This window comes from Bradyrhizobium sp. CB82 (assembly GCF_029714405.1).
Classification (GTDB): Bacteria; Pseudomonadota; Alphaproteobacteria; order Rhizobiales; family Xanthobacteraceae; genus Bradyrhizobium.
This window is the reverse complement of record NZ_CP121650.1, coordinates 7,766,537-7,786,296: the sequence shown is the minus strand read 5'-3', so window position 1 is coordinate 7,786,296 and position 19,760 is coordinate 7,766,537. Positions and strand designations below refer to the sequence as shown.

Below are 19,760 nucleotides of genomic sequence, written 5' to 3'. Positions count from 1 at the left end.
GACAACTAGGAATCATCGACCCAGTCTGCGAGACTGGCTCTATCAAAGCCTTGGCGATCGTCGGCGCATCACCACTTCGCCGCCATCGGAGAATCCCCGGGGGCGGCAGAGTGACGGCCCACCGGCCGCCTACGGCCGAACACCGGTCGCGCTTCAGCGCGCGTTCTGCCTTGAGATGCCGATTCCGAAATACCGCGTGTGGGCGAGATCTAGGATGTGATTGACCAAGGTTGAGAAGCTGTATCCGCCGGTCGTCGCAGCCCGGACGTAAGAGTGCTTATCATAGAGTGACGGGCTGAAATTGATCTCGAGGACAAAAGGCTGGCCGGAGCGGTCGATCCGGAGGTCAACACGGGCGAAGTCCCGGCCAAGGCAGGCGCGGAAGGTCGCAACCGAAATATCCCGGAGCATCGTCGCAAGCCCACTCCCGATTCGCGCTGGGCAAATCTTCTGTGGTCCCGCGACCGCCATATAATGCTTGTCTTCCGAGGTGATAAGACGAGTCTCGCGGTTGCCGAAGTCGTGCTCCACCGGAGGCAACACTTCGAGCTCTTCGTTTCCCAGCAGGCAGATGCTGATTTCCCGCCCCTCGATGTATTCTTCCACAAGTGCATCCTGCGCATATTGCGTGACGATGGTTTCTACGGCTTGGCTCAGACCGCTAGGCTCATTTATGAGTTGTAATCCAAAGCTGTTGAACCCGTGACGTGGCTTCACTATCAGCGGGAATCGCAGGTCACCGGTGCTTTCGGTGCCGCAACGCATCACCCGAAAGTTCGGCGTCGGCACGCCGTCATCGCGGATGAGCTTCTTGGTGATGACCTTGTCGAGCTCCAGCGCAGCCCCGAGCGGACTCCGTCCGGTGTACGGAATGCCGGCCATCTCAAGAAGGGTCGGAACCTGGCTGCAACGCCACTCGCCCTTACTTCCGTATGCCATATTGAAGACCATTCCGGAGGGGCGGGCTTGCGGATCGGGTGGCATGAATCGCTCGAGTGTAGCGAGCATTCCTTTATCGCCCCCGCACAGCAGCGTCTCGTGGCCACTCTCTTGTAGAGCGGCCACTACGCTTTTAACCGCCGCGCGGTGATCTTCCAGAGTAGGCCGACCGGGTAGATTGATCTCGATCGGCTCCTCGTTCCACACGACTGCTACCCGCATGAGGTACTCCCTGGATGTTTGCCCATTGTTAACTTCATTCGCTCGGATCTGGGGAGCAGCTCGACTGGATTCTGCGCGCCCGCCGATCGGGGCGGCCAGCTTGCGAGTGGATTTGCTCCCTCGAAGATGCGAAAATCAAAACACTTATTGATCAGTAGGATTAGCCGGCAGCATCTAATGGCACGCGACCAACACCGTCCAGCGCGAGTACACCACTGCCGTGTCCAGTTTAAGCACCATCTGGATGTGACCAGCCTCGCAGCCTGCCTCCAGACGCGACTAGGAACCAAAGCCGCTGCATTGACTTCGATCGTGCGAGCAAGGCTCATATGACCCCCTCGGCCGAAGGCCGTGAGAAGACTACGGTCGCAAGATTCTTTCCGGGTATCAAGCAATCGGCGTGCCAACAGAGGAGGTGCGAGCGAGACGGAAAAAACGATGTGTTTCGCGCCGGCACGGCGGAATACCTGCGCCCTCAACAGTCGGGTTCCGAACATAGACGTCTTAAACACGACAGGCTGAACACAGAACGTCGCACTACGACAGCAGGTCGACGAACTCCCATCTCGGTAAGGATGCGAGTCCCGTCGATGATCTTCGTGACCTCCGAGGCCGCGGGAGCGCGCCTGCAGCTTCAGCGTCTATGACATTAATCTGGATCATTCGAGCATGCTCATGCGAACACCCAGTCCGGAGACTGGGTGACCGCCAAATATGAACATTTGCTCGACTGTGATATTGCCTATGGCGATTTGTCACTATCGATGCGTTCGGCAACGGAGGATCAATAGCCGGTGAGCGATTTTCGGGATAGAATAGCGCGACAACCTGGGTGGGAAGCCGCATTGCGTCGCCCGAAATGTTCCTGAATGCTGAGTTGTTGCCTCACGTAAATTGCTGCCCAATCGCAAGGGAGCGCAGGGGCAACGATGAGGCGATTGAGCATGGCGACGCGCAAGGAACTGAGGTCTGCTTTGGCGCCGCGCTACAGGACATCGAGCCGCGTCGATAAGGGGCATATTCTCGACGAGTTCGTCGCGATTACGGGCCTACATCGGAAGCATGCGATGCGGTTGCTGCGCTGCGATCCAGGCGAGCAGACAGCGGGCCGCCGTAATCGTCGGCGGATTTACCAAGACGCCGAGAGAATGCGCTGATACTGCTTTGGGGGGCCGCAGACCGGGTGTGCGGCAAGCGTCTAGGTCCTGCTGCCGATCTTGATTGAGTCGATGGAGCGGCACGGCCATATCGACCTGACGCCAGAGGTTCGGGCCACACTATCGTCGATGAGTGCGGCGACGATCGACCGGGCGCTTCGAAGTATCGTGAGCAAAGCGGCCGGCTGCGCCGTCGCTCTGTAGCAAGTGCTCTGCGACGCAGCATCCCTGTTCGTACTTCAGCGGATTGGGGAGATCCTGCGCCCGATTTCGTCGAGGCCGATCTTGTCGCTCACAGCGGTCCTTCGGCGCGGGGTAGCTTCGTCCAGACGCTCGTTCTCACGGACATCGCGATCGGCTGGACCGAATGCGCGCCACTTCTGGTGCGCGAACAGAGGTTGTTGAGCACGGTTCTGGCCGAGCTTCGTAAACAGCTACCGTTTGCGCTCCTGGGTCTGGACACCGCCAACGACTCTGTGTTCATGAATGAGACCAAGAATATTGCGAACAGGCTGACATCGTCTTCACGCGCTGTCGCCCCTATCGCAAGAACGATCAGGCCTTTGTCGAGCAGAAGAACGGCGCGGCGGTCCGCCGAATGGTCGGCTACCCTCGATTCGAGGGGCTCGAAGCGGCTGCTTTGCTGGCGCAGCTTTATCATTCGGCCCGCTTGTTCGTGAACTTTTTCCAGCCATTGTTCAAATTAATACGAAATGAGCGCGACGGAGCGCGTGTCCACAAAACGTATAGCGTCCCCGCGACCCCACATCAGCGGCTGGTTGCCGAAGCAAGAACACCTGATGCCGTCCGCGCCCGCGTCAATGAAATTTATGCCCGATGGATCCGGTCGCCTTACTGCGCGATATCGGAGCCGTGCAGGAGAAGTTGGCCAGTCTCACCGACGCCGCCCCAGCAAGCCATCCAACTGCGGCGCCACCGATCGAACAGTGTTTGTCGAGCTTGCGAATCGCGTGGAAAGAAGGAGCGGTCCGCCCGACCGACAGGCCAATTGCGAAGCCGAAGCGTGAGCGACGACGCCCTGATCCGCTCGTCAAGGCTACGCGACAGCTGCGCGAATGGTTCGAGGCCGAGCCGTGGCGAACCGGCAGCGAACTCCTCTGCAAGCTTCAGGCAGAATGCCCTGGGTCTACCCGAGCAAAGTACTCCGAAGTCTTCAACGTCGTCTCAAATCGTGGCGCAGCGAGCACTGTTGTTTATCTCCCGGGAAAACGCAGCACAAACCGACGTGATCGAATCATCACCGGTCTGTTGGCTTTGCAAGCGCTCGGTCGAGGACCGAGCGCGACATCGGCGCGCTCGAAATGCCCACCAGTTGCGCGACCGTCTTCGCTCCCTGGCTGGGGAGCAAAATAGATGAGGCAACAATAGGTCGATCGGGAACATCGCTACATGCGGCAATACGCGATTCCATCCTGATTGCCGCGCGGCAGCGTAGGATCGAAAGGTACTGGCGTTAGCCAAGCACGCCGCCGCCATATCGAGCTTGCTGGTCGCATCTACATGATCTTCGAACTTACAAAAAGATTGCCGTCCATAGGATCTCGACTAGGTCGCCTTCGAGTGTAGGCCAGCGTTTGCGAGAACGAGATAGTCAGTACAACCTATGGTGCGCCTAGAAATCGCGTAGCTAAACCACAAGGATTTCCCACAGATGAGAGTTGGATTCGGTTTTGGCTAGACGCAATAACCTTTTCTAGCTAGTTCCCCATCCCGCTGCGTGCGACCGCGAGACCAGAAGCGGGTTGGATTTTTTTCGTCCGCTGCGGCATATGCTGGTGCTGGCGGGAACGAGGTCGGCCGTTGCTTGGTGCTATGAGCCCGTTAGCTAGTTGGACCCGAGGCCCTGCGAGCACCGCGAATTGTTGCCATGGGCCAAGGCCCCGGAGCACGGTTAATAGATTTCGACGACAGGGGTCTCTCCCGCCGCCAGACGGTTATGGAGGGAGATTCATGGAAATACTGTATCCGCGCTGTGCAGGGTTGGATGTGCACAAAGACATGGTGATGGCGCGTGTGCGTTGCGTGAGCGAGCCGGCGGTGGATGAAACGCGCAGCTTTGCCACGACGACAGGGGCCTTGATCGAACTTCAGGAGTGGCTGAGCTCGCACGCCGTCACCCACGTGGCGATGGAGGCGACGGGGGTGTACTGGAAGCCCGTGTGGCATTTGCTGGAGGAGCATTTCGAACTGGTGCTGGCCAATGCGCAGCACATCAAGAACGTACCGGGGCGCAAGACCGATGTGAATGATGCGGCCTGGATTGCGGACTTGTTGGCCCATGGGCTGATCAGCGCGAGCTTCGTGCCGCCCAAGCCGATCCAGGAATTGAGGGACCTGACACGGACCCGCAAGCAACTGGTGCGCGAGGTCTCGCAACACTCCTTGCGCAACCAGAAGACGCTGGAGGATGCCAACATCAAGCTTGGGAGCGTGCTCTCGGATGTCCTGGGGCACAGCGGCCGAGCGATCCTCAACGCCCTGATTGCAGGGGAAACCGACCCCGAGCGCCTGGCCGATCTGGCACGAGGGAACGCGCGCAAGAAACGCGCCGAGCTTATCCAAGCCCTGCACGGCCGCATCAGCGCGCCTCACCGACGCTTGCTCAGGCTGCACTTGCGGCTCATCGACTCGCTCCAACAAGCTCTCGCGACGGTGGATGCCGACGTGGGAAAAACCTTGGCGCCGATCGAGGAGTGCGCCCGCCTGCTCACGACGATGCCGGGGGTGAGTGAGCTCACCGCGCACGTCTTGGTGGCGGAGATCGGCGTCGACATGGCGCGCTTTCCCACTGCCGGGCACTTGCTGTCCTGGGCGACAATGTGCCCCAGAAATGACGAGAGCGCCGGTAAACGGCGCTCGACTCGCACCCGCAAAGGGACACCGTGGCTCAAAACCGCCCTAGTCACAGCCGCCTGGGCCGCGGTCCGCGTCAAGGGTAGCTACCTGCAGGCCCAGTTCCTCCGCCTCAAAGCTCGCCGCGGCGCCAAAAAAGCCATTCTCGCGGTCGGCGCCTCAATGCTCAATGCCGCTTGATACATGCTCAAGGATCGGGTCGAATACAAAGATCTAGCTAATTTCTTGTTGCGTATTCCATACGCGTGATCCTCGTGCCAGGGAGCGCGAGTTCGAAATGGCTCGGGCACGATGTCAACCCCGATAGACAAAAATGATCCGCTGCCGGGTTCATGGTTCTTTCCGCGGTCGTCTCTATGCCGGAGCGCCGCATGATGGCGTTCAAGAGGTGCGGCATCCCGATGTTAAGAGCGCGGTGCGTAAAGCCCGCAGGGACGACTTCGAGATTGCCCACACCATCGTCCCGGCAGGGACGCTTGTTCCGCCGAAGGCGGATCCGGGTTGGTTTAAGACTGGTTCATGCGGTGCGCATCTCTGCCTGGAATTCGGTGCCATCAGTCCAGATGGCATGGAGGATGACAGCCATTTTGCGAGCGACGGCAACCTTGGCCTTCTTGGTGCCGATGCGTTTGGCCAGTTTGCTGCCCCAGCGCTTGAGCGCAGAACCTCGCCTGACAACGGTCAGCAGGACGTTCGCGGCCTCGAACAAATAAGTTCGCATCTGGCGGTTGCCGCGCTTGGAGATGCGGCCAGTGCGATCCATCTCACCGGATTGATAACGTCTTGGTGTCAGGCCTAGATAGGCGCCCACGTCGGCGGAATGTCTGAAGCGATTGGGGTCGTCGATGGTAACGACGAAGGACAGGGCAGTCAGGGGACCGACACCGGGAACGGTCATCATTCGCCGAACAATTTGGTCGCCTTTTGCCACTGCCATGAGTTGTCGATCGAACTTCTCGATTTGTTCAGTCAAACAGGACTGGGCAAGCGGCAGCGGTGCGAAAATATCTTGCAAATCCGGCGCTTCAGCAAGCACGGCGTCCACTTTACGAGCCAGGTTGGTCGAGCCGGCCTTGCCGAGTACTATTCCTAACCCCTTGCACAGACCGCACATTTGGTTGTCAATATCTCGCCGTAGATTCACCAGCTTGGTTCGTGCCGCCAGCATCGAACGAGTTTTCCAGCTCTCCGCCCCCTTTCACGGCAGCTTCCCGGTACCATCCCATGCGGGCCATTTCAGCCAACCCCTTGGCATCGTTCTGATCCGACTTGTTGATGCACATCGATAACGCCGCGTTGGCGTGACGCGCATCAAGGCAAATCACCGGAAAGCCCAGTGCCCTGAGTTGATGCCAAAACCAATTGGATAGCGAGCCCGTTTCAAAAACGATTCGCTCAGCATTGCCTGCGTGACGCCGCAGGAGCTTAGCGATCGCCTCCGGATTGGTCGGCGCACAACCTTCGAATGTCACGCCGCCGGCCTGATCCAAAACGCAAATGCTGGTTTCTTCCATAGAGATGTCCAGACCAACGTACTGCTTCATAGCGCGGCTCCTTTTCGATTTGCTGACGCCGATCGTACCGATCCTCGTGTTCTCAAGAAGACGTCAGCCGCGATTACACCATGTGAAGAACGTGGATTTCAGGCTGGAATGAACTGAATTCGAGCGGTGAGTTGGACGAGGAGTTGGCGCAACAAGAGCGCCAGCCACCGGATGATGCGGCGGAAGTTGTAGCCGGCGGCGGCGAGGATGGCATTGATGGCATCGCCCTGGCGGTGCCACAGGTAGTTGCGGCCCATCCGGTGTTCGGATTTGAGATGGCCGATGACCGGATCGACGGCAGCCCTGCGGCGCAGTTCGCGTTTGATCGGGGGCGTCATTCCTCGCTTCTGGCCGAAAATGAAAACCCTGAACGTCACGTTCTTGGGCTGGACCGTGGTGTCGACGATGACCCGCGACAGTTCGGAGGGCTTGATCGCCTTGGTCTTGGTAGCAACCGACAGGCTCTCCTGGATCAGCGCGGCCAGCCGCTTCTCGCCGTGCGGTTGCGCCAACGCGTCAGCGACGAGCGATCGAACACCAACCGATGCTGGAAGAACTCCTCGCCACAGAAGTATTGGTAATAGGGGTTCTCGACCCAGCGCTCGCACAACATCTCGTCGGACACGTCGTAGGTGTGCTTGAGGATGGCCGGACCCGCCATCAAGCGCGCCGCCAGCGGCGGGCGACGGGGATCATCCGTGTAAACCTCGCCGAACCGCTTCTCCGGGAAGCTCCAATCCACCGTGCGTCCCAGCGCCACCAGCGGATGCTTCATGTCAATGATCTGATCGAGCCGCGACCGAAAAAGATTCTGCTCGACTGTCGCTCCGCTCCCGTGGCCGCATCGACCCTCTCGCCAAAGCTGTCAAAGGCGAGTGAATCACAAATCAAGTTTGCAAGGGAAATCTTGAGGGTTCTATGAGGTCGCGGGCAAAGGCCAGCCGCGCGCTCTGTCGTAGCGTGCGACCTCATAGAACCCTCAAGATTTCCCAAATCATCATGTTTCTGATTCACCATGCTGGCTGGACGGAGGCCAGCATGGATGGGCAAGCCTTACTCTCTGGATCTTCGCAAACGCGTGGTGGCGGCGATTGAGGGCGGGATGTCCCGCAATCAGGCAGCCAAGCAGTTTGGGGTTGCGATCAGCACCGCAATTGGTTGGATCAAGCGGGTCGATGAGACCGGCAGCGTTATTCCGGGCCAGATGGGCGGTCACAAGCCGAAGGCGGTTTCGGGAGATCACGCGATCTGGCTGTCGCAGCGGATCAAGGACGGCGATTTCACCATACGCGGTCTCGTTGCCGAGCTTGCCGGTCGCGGCCTGAAGGTCGACTACCAGTCGGTGTGGGACTTCGTGCATGCCGAGAAGCTCAGCTTCAAAAAGACCATCTCGCATAGCGTCCGCCTGTGGGCGTAGGAACGGCTGAGGTCTATTCTCGTGGCGGAAGGGAGGGGCCGGCGGCTTTTTGGTGGCAGGTTACCCCGCAAAAAACATGGTCCATGGGTTGTTGCGCGCGTAAGAGTGGTGACGCCATCAGGCGATCCCGTTTAGGAAATTGATCATCAGCACAGCCCAGCCCTTCCGTTCTCACGGGAGGATTGGCAATGCGTCGGAATAAATCGAAGAACCAGGGTCGCGGCACGATGTCGGTGGTGCATCCAAATGCGGCCGCGATCGACGTCGGGGCCACGATGCACATGGCCGCCGTGAATGCAGATCGCACACCTGAGCCGGTACGCAGCTTCGGTACCTTCACAACTGATCTGTATCGGCTGATTGACTGGTTTGTAGAGTGCGGCCCTTGCTGCACAGAAGATGGGGGTGGGCCCCTCGAACTCGGGTTGCAGGATCAGGGTTCAAATCACCGGCTGCTGCTTCGGCCCAATGGTCGAGGTGGTGAGCGAGACCGGAAAAGGCAGAGCAAGACTCTGTCAGGTAAGGATCGAGGAGACGAGCGCAAGCGAACCACCGAAGAACTGTCGAAAGCGTAGGGAAGACGTCAAAACCAAGGGGTAGTCGTTATCTTGGGATCAGTCTGAGCGATACCTGTTTACGGCTCAGGCGGCGTCCGGCAGGCGAGGTGGCGTGACCTCGGTTCAGGCTTCTGTGCGGAACGTGGGAACCTGTATCGCGATGCCAAGGGAATGGTTCAAGTGGAAGCCCCACAAGAGTCTGAGTACCAATGCACGATGCAGGGACGGAGCCGTGTGTAGTAGTGACGAAGACACTGTAATGGTGGCGGAGCGAAGGCACGGCACTGTCCCGCTTGATTGGAAGAACAACCGGAAACGGGAGGACTCTTTTGGGTCAAGCAAAGCCGTATGACATCCCCAAGCGCTGGGTTTGGGAGGCGTACAAACGGGTTAAAGCAAATCGGGGCGCAGCCGGTGTGGACGAGCAATCGATCGAGGTGTTCGAGGCAGACTTGCAGAGCAATCTGTACAAGCTCTGGAATCGAATGCCTTCGGGCAGCTACTTTCCACCGCCGGTCAAGCGTGTGCAGATCGACAAGCGCGACGGCGGGAAGAGGCCGCTAGGAATTCCTACGGTGTCGGATCGCGTTGCTCAGGCGGTCGTCAAAGGATATCTGGAGCCGGATTTGGAGAAACACTTTCATCCAGACTCGTTCGGATATCGACCCGGAAAATCGGCGCTCGATGCCGTTGGGGTTGCTCGCCAGCGATGCTGGCGGCATCCCTTCGTGCTCGATCTCGACATTCGGGCATATTTTGACTCGATATCGCATGAGCTTTTGCTCAAGGCGATTCGGAAGCACACGGACTGCGCTTGGGCGTTGTTGTACATTGAACGGTGGCTTAAAGCTCCCGTTCAACTGGAAGACGGCACCCCTGAACCCCGAGAGAAGGGCACGCCGCAGGGCTCGGTGGTATCACCGCTGATGGCGAATCTCTTTCTCCACTATGGTGCGTCAGGCCAAGCCTGATGCTTCCAGCGGGTGAAATTCCCGCCCCGCCAAGGGGAAGAGCCGCCCCACCGGGAATCGAGCCTTGGGCTTATGGAGGTAACGACATGAGCTAAGGTAGGCAGAGCGACGCGCGGGCCGTAATGCAAGTGAAGCGGGTCAGCCTCATAAAGATAGGAATCCGCAGGCCGACAGAGTCGTAGTGGCTGGAAGGCAAAAGTAGGTCACCGTCAAAGGCGAGGTGGCTGGAGACTGCGGCGGGGTCAGAGCGCACGGCACGTTCGGAGAAGGAAGTATCAAGGAACCTGAGATATCCACTGTGGTCTCGGTGCGCAGCGGAAGCACGCCGAGTATGCCGGACGATATGGATCATTACTGAGAAAGGCAGACGCTGCAGTGGAAGTCGGATTCGCTGGTAGTACTCGGAGCGCGGGAAAGCCGCGTACAGGCGGAAGCGGCGAAGCAGATGAAGACTGACCGCAGGGAAACATTACCCGCACGCACAGAGGCAGGATTCTGATGTCAACGAAACTGGGTCAGATAGCGAAGAAAGCCAAACTGGACCGAGAGGTGCGTTTCACCTCGTTGGCCCACTTGCTGATACCGGCGTTCCTCAAGGAAACTTGGCGAATGATGAACCGGGACGCAGCTAGTGGCGTCGACGGGCAAAGCACCAAACAGTTTGCGAGAAGCGGGTCGAGGAGATCTGTGCACAGCTCAAAGAAGGCACGTACCGCGCGCCGCCGGTTCGGCGGGTCGAGATACCCAAAGGGCCGGGCAAAGTCGGAACGCGACCATTGGGGATTCCCACTGTCGCTGACCGGCTGCTGCAGCGGGCGGTCGCGCGCATTCTCGAGTCTGTGTTCGAAGCCGATTTCCTCGATTGCAGTTACGGCTTTCGACCAGGGCGAAATCCTCATCATGCCTTGCAGGCTCTGCGCCGGCATATCGTGACAAAGAAGGTTAGCCATGTGTTCGAGGCCGATATCCGCAGCTACTTCACCCGCATTGATCATCAGTGGCTACGCCGGATGGTGGCTCACCGGATTGCCGACCCGATCATCCTTCAGCTGATATCAAAATGGCTGAAGGCCGGGGCACTGCAAGACGGGATCTTCCTTCCAGCCAGGGAAGGGACTCCGCAAGGGGGCCCGATATCGCCTGTGCTCAGTAATCTGTACTTGCACTTTACGCTCGATCTTTGGTTTGCGAAGAAGTTCAAACCACCGTGTCGAGGCGAGGCATATCTGGTGCGTTTTGCCGATGACTTCGTGGGGTGCTTCCAGTTCCAGGACGATGCGCAGAACTTCCAGCGCCAGTTGGAGGAGCGGTTCGCGCAGTTCAATCTGGAGCTGGCCGAGGACAAGACTCGGCTGCTACTCTTTGGACGCTTTGCTGCCACCATGCGGGGCAAGCACGGACAGAGGCCGGAGACATTTGAATTTCTTGGCTTCAAGCATGTCTGTGGGGTGGACCGGAGCGGGCGGTTCGCCCTGATCCGTATCCCCAGCACCAAGAGCTGCAGAAAGTTCCTCGCTCGTACCCGCGAGTGGCTGCTCGAGCATCGGCACTGGAAGAGACGCGAACAGCAACAACACCTAACGGTGATGCTGCGAGGCTTCTACCATATTTCGCTCTGCACCACTGCGACCGTAGGCTGAGCTGGATCCGCATTGAAACCCAGCGACAGTGGAAGCAAGCCCTACAACGCCGCGGCCAACGCCGCCGGCTGAGTTGGGCACAATTGGGCGACCGCCCGTGGTTCGAGCTTCCGTTCGCTCGAAACTTGCATCCGACGGTGTGATGAGGCGCTCTTCGCGAATGATCATCTGGGGAGCCCGGTGCGGGAAATCTGCACGCCGGGTTCTGCTTGGGTTGCGCCTTGCAAGCGCGTTGAAGTCTGCCGTCTGCGATGACGGCCGCGGCAAAGCCTAGCGAGCAGCCGCGAACCGAGTCTTGCGTGGCGTCCGGTAACGGCCGCTACGAAGCGTAGACAGGGAGGTTGCAGGCCGGAATCAAGTGAACGGGAAGATAGCCCCGAAATCGAACGTGATCGGAGTAGCCGACCCTGTCTCTCAAAGGGGAAGGCGGAATCGCAACCCGCGTCATCGCGAGCGGGGCTGAGGTGCTCCCGGGGTTCGTACCGCCAGCATGCAACCAAAGGAAGCAACGTGAACAAGGGAGATCCATCCGGTTCAAGCGCAAACTTGTAGGACCTGCCAAGCCGATGAGGTGAGAAGGGTCTGATGACCGGGTGGAAGTCAGACTGACTGATAGTGTGCGCTGGGCAGCGCATGAATCATTGGGGTTGAAGTCCCCTCGGCGCTCGGATGAGGGGCGCTGTATCCAAAAGCGGGGGTAATGCCTCGCTGGCCGGGAGAGCAAGAGGGTATGGAGAAGTCTAAACGGGCACGCAGGCGAAAGCCGGAAACAGCCAAGACGGACCTGGAGCCAGTTGCTCGGCGTATCCCGGAGGACAGGGTGTCCGGAGCGATCCGGAATCCGAAGGGTTTGAGGAGAAGTATCGGGCTGTAATCAATGGGGGCCACCCCGACGATGAACAGGTCGGCCAAAGATGGGGCAAGGTCGAGTCCGCACTATTGGGACGAAGGCACTACTCATTCACCCATCGCACCAAGGTGTTTGCTGGCGGCACGATACGGAAGATTCATGTGTGACCCCAGGAGACCTGCATCAGTCCCGGCCCAAATCCGGGTAAACGACCCTATAAGCGCAAACGAAGTGGGAAGTGATGCTGAGGCAGGAGTCGGAGAACGTAACGGTACCTGAAGCGCGAAACGAATAACTCGCGTGACCGGAAACGGCGGATCGAGAGTGGTCCGGGGAAGGACGTTCGTGAATGGATCGAGCAAGGATCAATTGAGGCTGATGAGAAAGGAGCGTGCAGATGGAAAGTTCCCTTTGTGAAAAACCCGAACGACACGCTTCCAGGAGACTGTCCGATTATCTGACGCTCGAAGGTCAGAAGCAGAAGGTCCACTCTCTGGTGGACAAGGTTTACGCACGCAAGAACTTGCACCTTGCGTGGGAGCGCGTTCGCGCCAATCGAGGGGCAAGCGGAACCGATAGGATCACGATCGAAGAATTCGAGGCCAATCTGGAAGCAAATCTAGAACGGCTGCATCGAGAGCTCCGCGACGACACCTATCAGCCGCTGCCTGTGCGACGGTTGGAGATCCCGAAAAGAGGAGCCCCCGGCAAGACCAGACCTTTGGGCATACCCTCGATCTATGATCGAGTGTGCCAACAGGCACTGGCCAATCGCTTAGAGCCGATCTTTGAGAAGGTCTTTGATCCCAGCAGTTTTGGGTATCGGAAGGGTCGAAAGACAGCCGATGCGCTGACCAAGATCTGGCGCGAAATACAGGCTGGAAACGAGTGGATCGTAGATGCGGATCTGAAAGATTATTTCGGGTCTGTCGATCACGACAAACTCCTGACTCTGGTTGGAAAGCAGATCGCCGACAGCAGAGTGCTGAAGCTAATTCAGCAAACTCTCAAGGCAGGCTACGAAGACAAGGGCCGGAGGTTTGAAACGCCACAGGGAACCCCGCAAGGGGGTGTCGTTTCGCCGATGCTGAGCAACATCCTGCTGACTCCCTTCGATAAGGAGATGAGGCGACATGGATACCAGCTCACGCGATGGGCGGACGACTGGGTTGTGACCTGTCGGACTCGAGCTGAGGCGCAAAACGTCTTGGCCCGAGCAGAAAAGATTCTCGAAGAGCTCGGTGTGACGCTCAACCGGGAGAAGACCCGGATTGTGCACATTGCGCAAGGCTTCGAGTTTCTCGGATTCAAAATCCAACGTGGGAAAGGACAGTTTAAACTGGCCCACGACCGGATCAAATCCAAACTGAACCGGCAGAATCTCTATGCCATTCCCACACAGAAGTCGGTGGACCGATTCAAGGATCAGATCAGGGCCTTGACCAAGAGGCGTATACCTCTGCGTCTGGGCGAATTGATCAATGCGATCAACCGATCATCCGAGGATGGGGACACTACTACTGTCGCTCCCGGGTCAGGACACGCTTCCACCAGCTGGACGGGTGGATAGTCCGCCGGCTGTGGTCGCACCGCGCCAAGCGGTGGCGGAACGCAGGCTGGAAGAAATATCCCACCCAACGGCTGCGTGCGGAGTTCAAGCTAGTTGGCCTTGTCTCACTGATCCCTTCACTTCAGATCACGAAAGCCCATTCATGAAAGCGGCTTGCGGGAAAACTGCACGAGCCGTTTGAGCGGCGGGCGGAGGCAAGCCCTTCAATGGGCGCCTCCCCCGACCCGACACTCGGAGGTCGGGAGAGCCGACTACATGGGGAAGCGGTCAGCGGTAGTTGAATTGTTCTTGGGCGACATGGGCTCCATTCAACGGGAGTCACGGCCTTCTATTCTAAGAGAAGATCAGCTGACCATGGAAACGAAACTTGAACAAATAGCAGTGAAAGCTCGGCGCGAGCCAAATCTTTGCTTCACCTCGTTGGCCCATCACATCACGCGCGATCGAGTGCAAAAGAATCTATTACAGATTCCGAAGCGCTCCGCCGCCGGGGTGGACGGACAGACGGTGGAGGCGGCGAGGAGAGCTTCGACGGATGGATCGAGCCGATGCTCCAATCCATCCACCGACAGGGATATCGGGCGCCGAACATTCGGCGTGTCTATATCCCCAAGCCCGGTAAGACGGAGAAGCGCCCCTCGGGGTTCCAACTGTCGCCGACCGGGCGCTCCAGCGCAGCACGGCTGCGGTGTTGTCCGCCATCTACGAGCAGGACTTCTTGCCCTGCTCGTTCGGCGGCAGGCCGAAGCTCAGCGCCCATCACGCCTTGGCGACCCTCAATGAGGTCATCGCCGGCGGCATGATCAGCTGGGTGTTGGAGGCGGATTTGAAGAACTTCTTCGGGAGTCTCGATCATGATTGGGTCCTCCGGTTTGTCGAACCGCGCCTGATCAGCTTGATCCGGCGCTGGTTGAAAGCGGGTGTCTTGGAAGACGGAGCGGTGCATCCGAGCGAACAAGGAACGCCACAAGGCGGATCGATCAGTGTGCTTTTGAGCAACCTCTACCTTCATTACGTTCTCGACCTCTGGTTCGAACGCGTGGTGAAGGGCCGGTTGCGGGGCGAAGCCCGACTGGTGCGCTATATCGACGACTTTGTGATCTGCTTCCAATATCGATCGGACGCCATCCGCGTACAGGAGGCCTTGCGTCTTCGGTTGGGGAAGTTCGGCCTCACTCTAGAGCCGACCAAGACCAAGTTGGTCGAGTTTGGTCGGTTCGCGCAAAGACACGCGGGCAAACGCGGCAGAAACCGCCCGGAAACAATCTACTTTCTGGGTCTAACGCTCTATTGCACGCGAAACCAACGAGGCAACTTCAAGGTTGGGATGCGTACCGAGAAATCTCGGCTAAAGCGCAGCCTTATGTCTCTGCAGGAGCTGATGCGGCGAATACGGCATTACAAGATCAGTGACCAGGCCGATGAAATCAACGTCGTCCTGCGCGGCCACTATGGCTATTACGGTGTCGCCGGAAATCTCCGGAGCCTCGTAAAAGTCTATCGGGTCGTCGAGCGTTACTGGCGCAAGATGTTGTGCAGCCGCAGCTGGGCGGGTCGTCGCCTCACTTGGGACGCCTTCCACCAAATCAAAGAACGGACACCGGTGCTGAAGCCTAAGCTGCGCTTATCGGGAGCTGCAGGCGCTTGCAGTGCTGTGAACCAACTGTCGAAGAGCGTCGGTGCGGGAAATCCGCACGCCACGTTCTGTGGGAACCGGGGGCGGGCGACCGCCTCCGGTGACCCGGTGCCGGGGGTGAAAATCCTCCGGCCTACTCACCCCTGGACCAGGCCCGACATGGCTCCCTTGCGGGGATGGGCACCGCGCGCGCGCAGCCTCCCTGCCAAGGTGCCCCACGGGCGCTGGAAGACCATGACCTTCCTGGCAGCCCTGCGCCATGACCGGATCGATGCGCCATGGTTCATCGAGGGGCCGATCGACGGCGTGAGCTTTCGGACCTATGTCGAGAAGGTTCTTCTGCCGACCCTTCGTCCCGGCGACATCGTGGTCATGGACAATCTCGGCAGCCACAAAAGCAAGCTCGTGCGCCAGCTCATTCGTTCCGCCGGCGCCAAACTCTTCTTCCTGCCAAAATACTCGCCCGACCTGAACCCGATCGAACAGATCTTTGCCAAGCTCAAGCACCTGCTCCGCAAAGCTGCCGCGCGAACCGTCGATGCGGTTTGCGCCGCAATCGGCCAGGCACTTGATACCTTCACCCCAGACGAATGCGCCAACTATCTCAAAAAATTCAGGCTATCGAACCTAATGCCATCAAGCTTTAGACTGCGCTCAGCAAGAAAGCGGCGCTTCTGCCAAAGTTTGGCTGTTGCGATGTGGGCGTCGCGATGCATGGGAACCGGCAGAGCAAAGACGGCGCTGCGGTCCGCTTCGACCATCAAAACGCGCGCCGACTCGACTTGAGTTCTCATTCCACACTTGCGTAGCCAAGAACTGGATTGTTGCTCTCGCGCGGCTCGACTTCATCGGCCACAACGAGGTGATCCATTTTTGCTTTCCAGCCGGCCAACGCCCGCTATGAACGCAGCGCTATGGCTAGCGGACATCGGATTTGCCGAGTAGGCTGAGGAATTCGGCGATGCCGCGGTCACAACCGCTGCCACCACGCCAAATCGAAGGCTCTATGGCTTCGCCAGGGCAGAGCACGGATACTCAAAGCTATTGCCGCGCCAATCTCAGCACAAGCGCCGCGGGACGGCCAACCCAAAAATGGGAAACAAGATCATCTCACGCGCTGATGCGCCGAAACCCGCCTGGTGAAGTATACCTCGTCATATCTGAAGAAATTCGTAGCGGCATTCACAGCTTATGTGTGTTCCGCCGTCTCAAACCCTAAGGCTCACGTTGTAATCGGTCAGGAAATCCTGAAGGGCCAGGATACGCTCCACCTGCCAGATGTTTGCGTCGAGCAACGCACGGGAGCCGTCGACGGACAGCAGTGGTGCTACCGCCGCAGTGCGATCATTTAGCAGCGCGGTGAACCGTCTGCGCAGCATTGTGGCGTAGATCGGATCCTGAATAGCCGGATACCCGCTCTTGACCCGCTGCACCACCGACCGCGGCAGCAGATTCGCGGTGGCGGCCCGCAGGAGGCTCTTCTCGCGCCCGTCGAAAGTCTTTTGGGCCCACGGGATAGTAAACACGTACTCGACAAGGCGGTGGTCGCAGTAGGGGACCCGCACCTCGAGACCCGAAGCCATACTTAGCCGGTCCTTGCGGTCGAGCAGCATCGGAAGGAAGCGTGTGAGAGCGAGGTAGCAGACCTCGCGCATGCGACGCTCATGCGGATCGGTAGAGGCCGGCCCGGTCAGGGCGGGTACTTCTGCGAGTGCCTTGCGGTACTGCTCGTCGAGATAGCGTGGGAGGTCGAGGTTCTCGACGAGGTCCGGGTCCAGATATTGGTCAGTGTCATACCACGTGCCGCCGGACCATGGAAATTTGTCCGCCTGAACGAACGCGGGATCGTGAAACCAGCAGTAACCGCCGAAAAGCTCGTCGGCCGACTCCCCGGACAGAGCCACCGTCGCATGTTGCCGGATTGCCTTAAACAGGAGATAAAGAGAGCTGTCGATGTCGCCCATGGTGAACGGCAAGTCGCGGGCATGGAGGGTGGCGGCTCGCACATTCGCGTCCATGAGTTCGTCCGCGGACAACGTAATGTCCGTGTGGTCCGTACCAACGAACTTCGAGACCTCCTGCACGTACGGCCCATCGGGTGTGGCGCACATCGGGCCGGGGATAAAGTTGTCGGTGTAGCCGACGAAGTCGAGGGCGAATGACCGGATCCGCTCGTCGCTGAAGCGCGCGGCCAGTGCGGTCATGGCCGAGGAGTCAAGCCCGCCCGACAAGAGCGTGCACAGCGGTACGTCCGCGATGAGCTGCCGTTGGATCGTGTCGTCGAGCAGCTCGCGGACGCGCCGAACGGTGGTAGGCAAGTCATCGGTGTGCCCGCTGTCGCTGAGCTGCCAGTAGGCCATCTGCTGGATGCCATCGCGGCTCACGCGGACGATATGGCCGGGCTGTACCTCATGCATGCCCCGGAAAACGGCGTTGTGCGGGTCTGCGAAGGAGCATAGGGCGCGACGAAGCCCGTCTGCGTCCATGATTCGTTCCGCAAGACCATTGGCGAGGATTGCCTTTGGCTCGGAGCCGAACAATACTCCATGCTGTGTAGGGTAATAGTAAAGCGGCTTGATGCCGAGCCGGTCGCGTATGAGAAGCAGTTCGCGTTTGGCGGTATCCCAAATTGCGTAGGCGAACATCCCATTTAGTTCATTCACGGCGCCGCGCGGATCTCGGTGGCCCCACTCGCTGTGGGCGTGCAGAACCACCTCGGTGTCACTGCTCGTGTCGAATCGATGACCTAAGCCGGCGAGCCGTTGACGCAGCTCGCTGTAGTTATACGTCTCGCCTGTATAGACGAGTACCAACATGGGTCTGCCGTCCTCCTGGAGCGTCATTGGCTGGCTACCGCCCTCGATGTCGATGATTGCTAGGCGGCGGTGTCCCAGCGCCGCAGGTCCGTCGATCCAAGTCCCCTCGTCGTCCGGGCCGCGATAAGCCATGGTGGCAGTCATGTTAGCAAGCTCGCGTCGCGCCTCGGGACCTCCCAGGTCACGATCGAAGTCAATCCATCCACAGATGCCACACATAGTTTGGCTCCTTATAACGCAACTTCGAGTTCCGGGGCACTTCGCGAACACGTGATAATGCGTTATGCCGCCTCATCGGCTTAAATAGGGATGAATCGTTAAAGCTCATTGCCACATGTTGGCCTGCTAGCACGACACCACGCAACGAGCACCGACCTGTTCTGGTGGTCGTGTCAATCGTTGTGAAGTTCCATTTCAAAGAGATAATATCGCGCGATGTCTAACTTTTGTGCTGGCGACTCGATCTCTGGCAAACAGGGGCACAGCACCAACCTGTAGCCAGCATCGTTTAAGGGGCGTCACGCTGACGATCTCATTGTGGAAGCAAGCGAAGGCATTTTGGTTTCTCAAGCAATAGGTGAATTGCAAATAGGTCCTGAGCGTGTCTCGCGACCACGCGACCGAGCCCAATGGTCGACGCACCGCGCGGCGCAATGAGGCACTGCTTCTGTATGGAGGGCACCAACTCGATCGGTGACCATGCACGCATTTCTAGGCGCCTTGTCATTTTACCAGTGCCTCGCTCTCAGGGTTCTGAAATGAGGTCCTGACGGACCGCAGGTTTGATGGATAGTTCATGCGTGAGTCCGAGCTTACATCAGACCGGAAACGGTTTCTGCGGAGATGCTGTTAGGTGCCACAAGTGCACTGCGTCAGAGCGTCCGTGTGATGTATCGAAACTAAAAAGTCGTCCGTGAAGAACCCGCACTTCAGCTCGGGGCGAGGTGAAGTCGGAGCATGAGCAGGACGAGGATTTGGTGCAACAAGAGCTCCAGCCAGCGGATGAGGCCACGGAAGTGAGCTGGCCCCGGTTGTCTGAACAGCAATTCCGCGTCGATAAGTGGAGCTTCTGCCAGAGTTAGGCTGCCGCGCGGAACGGCAGCGGGCTGAAGTAAGCTTGATCCGGGGTGCCGCCGTCAAGGCTCGAGTGGGGACGCCGGCCATTGTAAAAGGCGAGGTATCGGCCGATCGAGGCGCGGGCGTCGGACACGGTGTCGTAGGCGCGCAGATAGACCTCTTCGTATTTGACGCTGCGCCACAGCCGCTCGACGAACACGTTGTCGCGCCAGGCGCCTCGGCCGTCCATGCTGATGGCGATGCCATGACTGGCGAGCACGCCGGTGAACGCGGCGCCCGTGAACTGCGAGCCCTGGTCGGTGTTGAAGATGTCCGGCTTGCCGTGGCGAGCGAGAGCGTCCTCCAGCGTCTCGACGCAGAATGCGGCTTCCATCGTGATCGAGACGCGCCACGACAGCACCCGGCGGCTGAACCAGTCGAGCACCACCGCGAGATAGACGAAGCCGCGCGCCATCGGGAGTGGAGTAAGAAGCGCGAGCGCGCTTCTCCT

General features: G+C 59.0%; 7 protein-coding genes and 8 pseudogenes. 9 read left to right on the top strand and 6 right to left on the bottom strand.

Features of this window, described 5'->3' with window-relative positions; translation table 11 throughout:
* Positions 1-153: 153 nt before the first annotated feature.
* Complete coding sequence (locus QA640_RS37455) at positions 154-1,161, bottom strand: ATP-grasp domain-containing protein (protein ID WP_283037747.1); 1,008 nt, start codon at positions 1,159-1,161, stop codon at positions 154-156.
* Between the two features lie 929 nt (positions 1,162-2,090).
* Here QA640_RS37455 and QA640_RS37450 point away from each other — a divergent pair.
* Positions 2,091-3,523, top strand: a pseudogene (locus QA640_RS37450) (ISNCY family transposase); the annotation flags it as partial.
* Positions 3,524-4,289: 766 nt separating this feature from the next.
* Positions 4,290-5,369: pseudogene (locus QA640_RS37445) on the top strand (IS110 family transposase); the annotation flags it as partial.
* 340 nt (positions 5,370-5,709) lie between these two features.
* On the opposite strand, the gene QA640_RS48430 reads toward QA640_RS37445, so the two are convergent.
* From QA640_RS48430 to QA640_RS37435, 3 genes and pseudogenes are all read right to left on the bottom strand, one after another.
* Positions 5,710-6,360, bottom strand: a complete 651-nt coding sequence (locus QA640_RS48430; RefSeq protein ID WP_349253662.1) for an IS110 family transposase — start codon at positions 6,358-6,360, stop codon at positions 5,710-5,712.
* Positions 6,314-6,736 carry a transposase gene (locus tag QA640_RS48425; RefSeq protein WP_349253661.1) on the bottom strand — a complete coding sequence of 141 codons (423 nt, stop codon included), beginning with the start codon at positions 6,734-6,736 and terminating at the stop codon, positions 6,314-6,316. Before QA640_RS48425 ends, QA640_RS48430 begins: the two co-directional genes overlap by 47 nt.
* Before the next feature lie 98 nt (positions 6,737-6,834).
* A pseudogene (locus QA640_RS37435) lies at positions 6,835-7,581 on the bottom strand (transposase).
* Between the two features lie 197 nt (positions 7,582-7,778).
* Here QA640_RS37435 and QA640_RS37430 point away from each other — a divergent pair.
* The 7 genes and pseudogenes from QA640_RS37430 to QA640_RS37400 all read left to right on the top strand — a co-directional run.
* Positions 7,779-8,126: pseudogene (locus tag QA640_RS37430) on the top strand (transposase); the annotation flags it as partial.
* Between the two features lie 215 nt (positions 8,127-8,341).
* Positions 8,342-8,728 carry a hypothetical protein gene (locus QA640_RS37425; RefSeq protein ID WP_283037746.1) on the top strand — a complete coding sequence of 129 codons (387 nt, stop codon included), beginning with the start codon at positions 8,342-8,344 and terminating at the stop codon, positions 8,726-8,728.
* Between the two features lie 311 nt (positions 8,729-9,039).
* A pseudogene (locus QA640_RS37420) lies at positions 9,040-9,660 on the top strand (reverse transcriptase domain-containing protein); the annotation flags it as partial.
* Between the two features lie 704 nt (positions 9,661-10,364).
* Positions 10,365-11,321, top strand: a complete 957-nt coding sequence (locus QA640_RS37415; protein ID WP_283043006.1) for a reverse transcriptase domain-containing protein — start codon at positions 10,365-10,367, stop codon at positions 11,319-11,321.
* Positions 11,322-12,568: 1,247 nt separating this feature from the next.
* Complete coding sequence (ltrA, locus tag QA640_RS37410; protein ID WP_283037745.1) at positions 12,569-13,741, top strand: group II intron reverse transcriptase/maturase; 1,173 nt, start codon at positions 12,569-12,571, stop codon at positions 13,739-13,741.
* Positions 13,742-14,429: 688 nt separating this feature from the next.
* Positions 14,430-14,969: pseudogene (locus QA640_RS37405) on the top strand (reverse transcriptase domain-containing protein); the annotation flags it as partial.
* Between the two features lie 552 nt (positions 14,970-15,521).
* Positions 15,522-15,980: pseudogene (locus QA640_RS37400) on the top strand (IS630 family transposase); the annotation flags it as partial.
* Positions 15,981-16,585: 605 nt separating this feature from the next.
* Here QA640_RS37400 and asnB read toward each other — a convergent pair.
* Together asnB and QA640_RS37390 are read right to left on the bottom strand one after the other, a co-directional pair.
* Entirely contained in the window at positions 16,586-18,412 is a 1,827-nt protein-coding gene (gene asnB, locus QA640_RS37395) for an asparagine synthase (glutamine-hydrolyzing) (protein WP_283037744.1), read from the bottom strand.
* Between the two features lie 859 nt (positions 18,413-19,271).
* Positions 19,272-19,739: pseudogene (locus QA640_RS37390) on the bottom strand (DDE-type integrase/transposase/recombinase); the annotation flags it as partial.
* Between the last annotated feature and the right edge of the window lie 21 nt (positions 19,740-19,760).